General features: G+C 74.2%; 5 protein-coding genes. 3 read left to right on the top strand and 2 right to left on the bottom strand.

Annotation, left to right across the window (positions count from 1 at the left end; all coding sequences use genetic code 11):
* Window positions 1–30: 30 nt before the first annotated feature.
* Window positions 31–1,443, bottom strand: a complete 1,413-nt coding sequence (locus ACFC1F_RS41825; RefSeq protein ID WP_376166884.1) for a DUF2252 domain-containing protein — start codon at window positions 1,441–1,443, stop codon at window positions 31–33.
* A 274-nt stretch (window positions 1,444–1,717) separates the two neighbouring features.
* Between ACFC1F_RS41825 and ACFC1F_RS41830 the strand changes: the two genes are divergently transcribed.
* On the top strand, window positions 1,718–4,921 hold the full coding sequence (locus ACFC1F_RS41830) for a DEAD/DEAH box helicase (protein WP_376166886.1): 3,204 nt from the start codon (window positions 1,718–1,720) through the stop codon (window positions 4,919–4,921).
* A 305-nt stretch (window positions 4,922–5,226) separates the two neighbouring features.
* Complete coding sequence (locus tag ACFC1F_RS41835) at window positions 5,227–6,297, top strand: restriction endonuclease (protein WP_376166888.1); 1,071 nt, start codon at window positions 5,227–5,229, stop codon at window positions 6,295–6,297.
* 194 nt (window positions 6,298–6,491) lie between these two features.
* On the opposite strand, the gene ACFC1F_RS41840 is transcribed toward ACFC1F_RS41835, so the two are convergent.
* Entirely contained in the window at window positions 6,492–7,061 is a 570-nt protein-coding gene (locus ACFC1F_RS41840) for a TetR/AcrR family transcriptional regulator (RefSeq protein WP_209415944.1), read from the bottom strand.
* A gap of 198 nt (window positions 7,062–7,259) precedes the next feature.
* Between ACFC1F_RS41840 and ACFC1F_RS41845 the strand changes: the two genes are divergently transcribed.
* Window positions 7,260–7,775, top strand: coding sequence for a GNAT family N-acetyltransferase (locus ACFC1F_RS41845; protein WP_376166891.1), 516 nt, complete (start codon window positions 7,260–7,262; stop codon window positions 7,773–7,775).
* Window positions 7,776–8,031 lie beyond the last annotated feature (256 nt).

Genomic DNA, 8,031 nt, shown 5'->3' on the forward strand with positions numbered 1-8,031 from the left:
GCCTCGCGAGGGCGGCCGCACGGCGCGGGCTCAGCCCGCTTCGGACGGGAGCCGGCCCATGCGGACCGCCTCGACCAGAGCCGCGTGGTCCCGTTCGTTCTGGTCGGCGTACGCCTCCGCGAACCGCACCAGGGCCCGGTCGAACGCGTCCCCCTTCCCGAGGTAGGAGGCGATCGCGATGCGGTCCCCGGACCGCGCGTGCGCCCGGGCCAGCGTGGCGCCGCACAGCTCGCCGAAGGCCAGCATGCCGCGCGGCACCATGTTCTCGGCCACCGCGATGCCCTTCCAGTCGCGGAGCTGGCGGACGTAGAAGTCCCGGGTCTTGCCGTCGATCCCCTCGACCCGCTCCCAGCCGAGGAAGATGTCACTGGTGGCCTGCATCAGCCGCTGGCCGGAGACCACCCGTTCACCCTGGTTGCGGTACCGGCTCGCACCGACGTGCGCTGCCAGCACCGAGGAGCCGGCCTCCTTGGCCTGGAGGAACAGCGGGTCCTCGGAGTCCCGGCCGAGCATCAGGAAGATCCAGCACCGGGTGCCGACGCTGCCGACACCGACCACCTTGCGGGCCACGTCCACCAGCTGGAATCCGCTGAGCAGGGCGCGCCGGTCGGACGGCAGGGTGTGTGCGTAACGCTCGACGAGGTCGTGGAACTGCGCCATCAGGGACGTCCGCTCGATGTCCGGCAGGAAGTCGGCGATCGGGACCAGCAACGGCGGATCGGCGGCGATCCGCCGCCGGCCGTCCACCACCTCGGTGAGCTTCTCGAAGGCCTGGAGGCTGTCGCGGGTGCGCGCCTTCGACATCGCCACGTCGAGCTCATGACGCGCCCGTTTGGACACCCGGCCCACCGCCATCTCCTGCAGGCGCTCCGAGTCCAGCTGCGCGTACCAGACGTCCAGGTTGCGCATCTCGGCGAACCGCCACATCGCCTCCCGGTAGGAGCGGACCGTCGCGGCGACGATGTCCGCACGCACCGACTCGTCGAAGTCGTTCGCCCTGCCCGCGATCACCAGGCTGGACGACAACCGCTTCACGTCCCACTCCCAGGGGCCCGGCAGCGTCTCGTCGAAGTCGTTGATGTCGAAGACCAGCCGCCGCTCCGGCGAGGCGAGCAGCCGGAAGTTCAGCATGTGGGCGTCACCGCACAGCTGAACCCGGACACCCGAGTCGGGGGTCCCCGCGAGATCGGACGCCATGATCGCGGCCGCACCCCGGTAGAACCGGAACGGGGACTCGGTCATCCGTCCGTACCGGATCGGCACCAGCTCCGGTACGCGCAGCGCGGACTGGGCCTCCAGGATCGCCAGCGGATCGGGCCGGTCCGGGCCCGGCCGGTACTCGGCGTGGGCGGAACGCGGCGCCGTACGGCGCGCCGCACGGCCCTCCGCGGCCCGCTCCTCGGGGGTGGCGCGCCGCACCGGGCGCCCCTTGTCGTGGCCCATTCGGTCCTCCCGTGCGACCGCGCCGAACTCCCAGCCCCCGTCTGCCAGGGGGCACCGGCCTGCCCGGGGAGCGCCGGCCGCCGTCCTCCGATCATCCCCGCCCCCGCCCGATCCGGCGCGCCGCGCGAGCCCGCCCCGGCCCCGCAGACGCCCAGCCCCGGTCCCGCACGACGGCCCGCCCCGGTCCCGCACGACGGCCCGGAGCCGCCCACGCGGGCGGGCGGTCGCGGGAAATCCCTGCGCCGGAGGCCGGCCTGCTGAGAGAGTGGCCGTCGTGCACGAACCGGACACCGAAACCACTGGGCCGACCGTCCCTCAACTGGTCGAACAGCGCTGGGGGAGCGCCCTCCCCACCGAGGGCCTGCTGCTGCGCTTCACGGAACCGGGCTGGAGCTACCAGGAGCAGGTACCCCGCCCGTGCCCGGACTGCGGCGAGCCGCTGCACTCGTTGCGCCGCCCGTACGAGTCCGGCGGGCGCCAGTACCGGTACGTGGCCGTGGTCTGTCCGACCTGCCCGCGCGCCTACACCCTCGCCGACCTGGGGGTGAAGACCTACGACAAGCTGCTGCGCCCGGCCGGCGCCGCGCCCGCTCCGGTGCCCGCCCAGCGGACCATGACCACGCGCACCGCCGCCCGGATCCTCGCGGGCCTGGAACCCGGTCCCTGTCCGGAGGGCGGCGGACCGGCCGTGACCGTCACACCGGTCACGCCCTGGCGCCCGCCCGGCTTCCCGGCCCGCCCGAACCCCGCCCCCGACTGGCCCGAGGACCTGCCCCGGCCCACGCAGCCGGAGACCCGCGCGCTCTGGTGGGGCAAGCTCACCGACCCCGCCCGGCCACTGCCCGAAGCCGCCCTGCGCGCCGCCGACGACGCCCGGGTCATCCTCCCGGCCGGCGAGGACTTCGACGCACTGGGCGGTGAACTGACCGCCCTCGGCGTACAGGTGCGCCGCGCCGCACACTGGGCCGAGGCCGAGCTCGTGGCCACCGTCTCGGACCTCGGCGGGCCCACCGACCTGGTGGCCTGGCCGGCCGGCACCGTCACCCCGGCCGCGGGCCCCGCCGCCCACGCGGCCCGGGACGCGTTCGCCGCCCAGTGGGACGCCCTCGACGACCTGCCCGCCGACGACGCGGACACGTTCGTGCCGGTCCACGAGCTGGTGCCCGAACAATGGGCCGAGCTGCTGCCGCACCCCACCTTCAACCCGGTCCAGAGCGCCGCCGTCCCGGCCCTGCTGGACGGCGACGGGCACGTCATGGTGGTCGCCCCCACCGGGGCGGGCAAGACCGCGATCGGCGTGGTCGCCGCGCTCACCGCCTGCGAACGCGGCCGCAAGGCCGCCTGGCTCGTCCCGCAGCGCTCGCTGACCGACGAGCTCGACCGCGATCTCGACGCCTGGCGCCGGGCCGGCCGCCGGGTGGTCCGGCTGACCGGCGAGGCGGCCGTCGACACCGACCTGATCCGCGACGCCGACCTCTGGGTGGCCACCACCGAGAAGTTCGAGGCGATCTGCCGCACCAGCTCACTGCGCGCCGCCCTCGCCGAGGTCGGCTGCCTGGTCGTCGACGAGATCCACCTGCTCGGCGACCCCGTCCGCGGCCCGGTCCTGGAGGCCCTCCTCGCCCGGGTGCGGGAGGACGCCGCCCGGGTGCGGATCGTCGGACTGTCCGCCACCGTGGCCAACGCCGAGGAGACCGCCGCCTGGCTGGGCGCCCGCCTGATCCGCTCCCCCTGGCGGCCCACCCGGCTGACCTGGCAGCTCCCCGCGCTGCCCCCGGACGCGGACGCCCCCGACTGGGCCACCCGCAACCAGACCCGCACCCGGGAGGCCGTCCGGCTGGCCCGTCGGCACACCGCCGACGGCGGCAGCGTGCTGGTGTTCTGCGGCAGCAAACGCTCGGTGCGCACCACCGCGCTCGCCGTGGCCCACGACCGCGGCGTCGACACGACCGGCGCCGACGCGGACGACGTCGACCTGGTGGAGCGCCTGTGCAGCAAGGCCGGAGTGCAACTCCACTACCGGGACTGGCCGTTCAAGCGGGAGGCCGAACAGGCGTTCCGGACCCGCCGGGCCGATGTCCTGGTGGCCACCTCAACCGTCGCCGCAGGCGTCAACCTGCCCGCGCGGGCCGTGATCGTCCGGGACACCCAGATCGGCCTCGACCGGATCGAGGTCTCCATGGTCCAGCAGATGTTCGGCCGGGCCGGCCGGATCGGCGCCGGCGAACGCGAGGGCTTCGCCCACCTGCTCACCGCCCCCGGAGAGCGCCACCACTGGCAGGCACGGCTGGCCGCCGGATACACCGTCACCTCCCGCATCCGCGACCGGCTCTCCGACCACCTGCTCGCCGAGGCCGTACAGGGCCGGATCGCCACCCTCACCCAGGCCGAACAGTGGTGGACCCGCACCTTCGCCTTCCACCAGGGACAGCACCCCTTCGACCCGCTGCATGACGCCACCGAGTTCCTCACCGCCGCCGGCTACCTCGGCCGCACCGACCCCGCCGACGGCGACGCCGGGCTGGCCGCCACCGAACTCGGCAAGCTCACCAGCCGCTTCATGGTCGAGGCCGAACTCGCCGCCGGCCTCGCCGAGGCCGCCCACGCACTGCCCGTCCCGGACGACCCCGAGAACGCCGAGAACGCCCTCATCTCGACCCTGGCCACCCACCTCCCCGGACTCGAACAGGCCCCCTTCACCGAACGGGCCAAGCAGGCGCTGTTCCACGTGCTGCGCACCCTCGGCCGCCCCGACACCCCCGGGGAGCCGGGGGAGGAGGCAGTGGAGGACACCAAGCCCGTGGCCGGCGACCTCGCCCGCGCGGTCCTGCTGCTGGTCGCCCACAGCCCCCAGGCGTTCCGCGGCCGTAGCGCCTACGTCCTGGGCATCCCCACCGACTCGATGACCCCCGTGTTGGACGAGGCGCAGCGCTACCTCGCCTGGCTGGGCGCCCAGGGCCACCTGGGCACCGTCCACCCGTGGATCGCCACCGTTGCCGCCGACCTCGCCCAGCGCATCCGCTGGCGCTCCCTCGGGCCCCGCCGCGGCGCCGGCCGGCTGCTGTGGATGTGCGAGCAGATGGCCACCCCCGCCCACACCACCGCCCTCGTCCCGGACATGTGGAAGGCGGCCCGGGCCCGCGGTGTCGACGCCCCGGACTGGTCCGGCACCACGCCGCCCAGCACCTGCCGGCTGTCCGCCGAGGAGTACCACGGCCTGCTCGCCGCCCGGGCCACCCGCACCACGATCACCCTGCACACCGGCCACGCGGAGGTACAGGCCCCGCGCGGCGCCACCGTCCTCACCTGGAACGGCGCCGCCACCGCCCGCCACACCGGCACCGGCACGCCCGTCGAGCTCCCGTACCCGGTCCCCGGCCCGGACGACCCGGCCACCGGCCGCACCGGCGCCGCCGTCTTCACCCGCGGCGACCACACCGCGGGCGGCTGGGCCGAGGCCTACCGCAGCGTCGGCTGACGGTGGGCCGGGGACCGCATGCCGGCGGCGGGGGCGGGACGCCGTACGGCCCTCCGCCGCCCGTTCCGCGAGGGTGGCGCGAGCCCGGGCGGGTCCCCGCAGACGTGCAGACGACGGGCCGGGGCGACCGGCACGGCTGCGACAAGTCGCGGTCGGTCCGGTGGCGCACCATGCCCGTGAGGCCCGGCCCCTTGGTGTGCACTCGCTCCCGAAAGTCTCATTTGTGACACACGACTGACGGGGCGTGGGTGGGTCCCCTAACGTGACGGCTGCCCGTCGACCAGTCACGTCCAAGGGAGCACCACATGTCCCGGAGCAGGAAGCTCCACCGCCTCGGCAACCCCGACACCGACGAGCGTCGCGCGCAGCGCATGCTGTTCCGCCACCTTCGCGATGACACCACTGCGAACCGTGGCCGGATGGCGAAGCGGGTCCGTGAGCTCCAGCTGCTGCTGGCGATGGACCCGGTCGGGTTCGAGCAGCTCATCGCCCGGTTGATGGAGGCCATGGGTATGAAGGTCGAGCTGACGTCCCGTTCACGGGACGGCGGCGTGGACGTGCGGGGGATCGACACGGACCCCTTCCGCGGCGGAAACGTGATCGTCCAGGTGAAGCGGTACCGGGACACGGTGACGCCGTCGGCCGTACGGGACCTGTACGGCACGCTCCAGCACGACGGCGCGGCGACGAAGGCCGTTCTCGTGACGACCAGCAGGTTCGGTCCGAGTTCGCACCAGTTCGTCGCCGGCAAGCCGATCACTCTGATCAACGGCGCCGAGCTGGTCGGCCTGCTGAAGCACCACGGGTTCCACGAGGTGTTCGAGGCCGCCCAGGACGGGGCCCAGGCCGCCATCGGCGACGACCTGCCCGAGATCGAGGTCGCCGCCGAGCCCGCCCGGCTCCTCCTCCACTGGACCGGTGAGGAGGAGTACGACATCGCCGCCCTGGTGTGCCAGGGGAACCGGGCGATGTCGGACGAGCACCTGGTGTTCTACAACAACTGCTCGACGCCGGACGGCTCGGTGCGGCTGGTCACCGGCTACGGTGACGCCAACGCCTGCCTGATGGTCGACTTCGAGGCCCTTCCCGCCGACGCCGACCGGCTCGTGATCGTCGCCGCGGCCGACACCGAGAACCACCCGGCCGCGACCATGGCCGGGTTCGCCGGACCGGCACTGATCCTCGAAGCCGGCGCCGACCAGGACCCGGCCGTGGCGCACCTGGCGGACGGCGCCGCGGCCAACACCGCGATGCGGCTGGGGCGCTTCGACCGCGACGCCGCCGGGGACTGGGACTTCACCCCTGCCCTCGCCGGCTACCCGGGCGGGCTGCGGCAGGCCGTCGTCGCCTACGGCCTGGAGGTGGAGGACGCGTAGGCGGCGGCGTGGTTGCCGGTGCCGGCACCTGCGTCGGCTACCGGCTACCGGCACCTGCGTCGGCTACCGGCACCTGGTGACCGGTCCTATTGGGGGATGGCCTTCCAGTAGTGGTCGTTCCAACTGCCGCACGAGTACTGGATGGCGCTGGCGGCCTCGGCCGTGCTCCCGTCGGCGATCGCCAGGCACTTGCCTCAGTGTGCGGCGCGGGCCCGCAGCATGGAGTCGAGGGAGTCGACCACCCAGTCCCAGGACTCCTGCGGGTCGACGGCGGTGTGACTGAAGCTCCCGCCCAGCTCCAGGCTGGCGTAGCCGTGGAAGACACCGCCGAGCATCCTGACGGCATGGGTCTGGTCCGGCTCGGCCAGGTCGTAGCCGCGCAGGATCGCCCGGGTCATCTGGGCGTGCCGGACCCCGGCGCTCGCCGCCGCGTCACCGGGGTCGAGCCGGTACTGCGTGGCGGCGTAGCGCCCGGGGTGCTGCCGTGCGTAACCGCGGTAGGCGTCGGCGAAGGCGGCCAGGGCGTCCTTGCCGGCCCGCCCGGCCAGGGCGTCGGCGGCCCGGTCGGCGAGCTCCTCCAGAGCGAACAGGGCGATCCTGGTCCTGAGGTCGTGGGAGCTCTTCACGTGCGAGTACAGGCTCGCCACCTTGACGTCGAACCGCCTGGCGAGTTCGGACACGGTCACCTGCGCGAAGCCGACCTCGTCGGCGAGCTCCGCGCCGGCCCGGGTCAGCCGCTCCGTGGTCACTCCTGATCTGGCCATCGTGTGCCCTTCCGCTGCTGCTGCTCCTCTGCCTGCACCGATCATGCTCTCGCCTAAAATGCTTAGGCAAGTTCTGTGGCAGGCTAGGCGCCGGTGGCCGCCCCCGGGCCTGCTCCTTGCCCGGTCCGGTTCTGCTGGTCCCGCCCGACCGCCCGCCCGGCCCGGCGTGCCCGTCTCCCGTACCGACCAGGAGGTCGCATGACCACTCTCCGGCCCGAGGCCATTCACACCGACCGCCTGACCCTGCTGCCGCTCGCGGTCGAGCACGCCGGGGAGATGGCCACCGTGCTGTCCGACCCCGGCCTGCACACCTTCATCGGCGGCGCCCCGGAGACCGCCGAGGCCCTGCGGGCCCGCTACGAGCGCTGGGAGGCCGGCTCGCCCGACCCCTCCGAGTCCTGGTGCAACTGGATGATCCGGCTCCGCGACGAGGCCTGCGCGGCCGGCACCCTCCAGGCGACCGTCACCGCCGACGACCGTGGGGCCACCGCGGAGATCGCCTGGGTGGTGGGCACCCCGTGGCAGGGGCGCGGCATCGCGACCGAGGCCGCACGGGGGCTCGTCGGCTGGCTCCGGGAGCACCCGGTGCACACGGTCATCGCCCACATCCACCCCGACCACCGGGCCTCCGCCGCCGTCGCCACCGCGGCCGGTCTCGCTCCCACCGACCGGTGGTGCGACGGCGAGGTCGTGTGGAGGGCGACGATCGGCTGACTCCGGCCGGCTGTCCGGCTGTCCGGCTGTCCGGCTCGCCGCGTGACGTCGGCGGGTCGGGAAATGTCCCTCTTCGGGTCGGGAAATGCCACGACGCCGCTGTACCGTTCCGGGCCCGTGGTGGGTCGGTGGGGTGCAGCGGCGTGGTCGTGGTGGCACCGGGGGTGGGGTGCGGGGGGTGTTACTTGGTGAGGCCGGCCTTGACGGAGCAGACGGGCCAGGCGCCGGGGCCCTGGGCGGCGAGGACCTTCTCGCC

Source organism: Kitasatospora sp. NPDC056181, from assembly GCF_042266225.1.
Classification (GTDB): Bacteria; Actinomycetota; Actinomycetes; order Streptomycetales; family Streptomycetaceae; genus Kitasatospora.

Bases quoted from the DNA above. Each gene is read 5' to 3' on its own strand.
- ACFC1F_RS41825 (WP_376166884.1), bottom strand. From the start codon at position 1,443: ATGGGCCACGACAAGGGGCGCCCGGTGCGGCGCGCCACCCCCGAGGAG.
- ACFC1F_RS41835 (WP_376166888.1), top strand. From the start codon at position 5,227: ATGTCCCGGAGCAGGAAGCTCCACCGCCTCGGCAACCCCGACACCGAC.
- ACFC1F_RS41840 (WP_209415944.1), bottom strand. From the start codon at position 7,061: ATGGCCAGATCAGGAGTGACCACGGAGCGGCTGACCCGGGCCGGCGCG.
- ACFC1F_RS41845 (WP_376166891.1), top strand. From the start codon at position 7,260: ATGACCACTCTCCGGCCCGAGGCCATTCACACCGACCGCCTGACCCTG.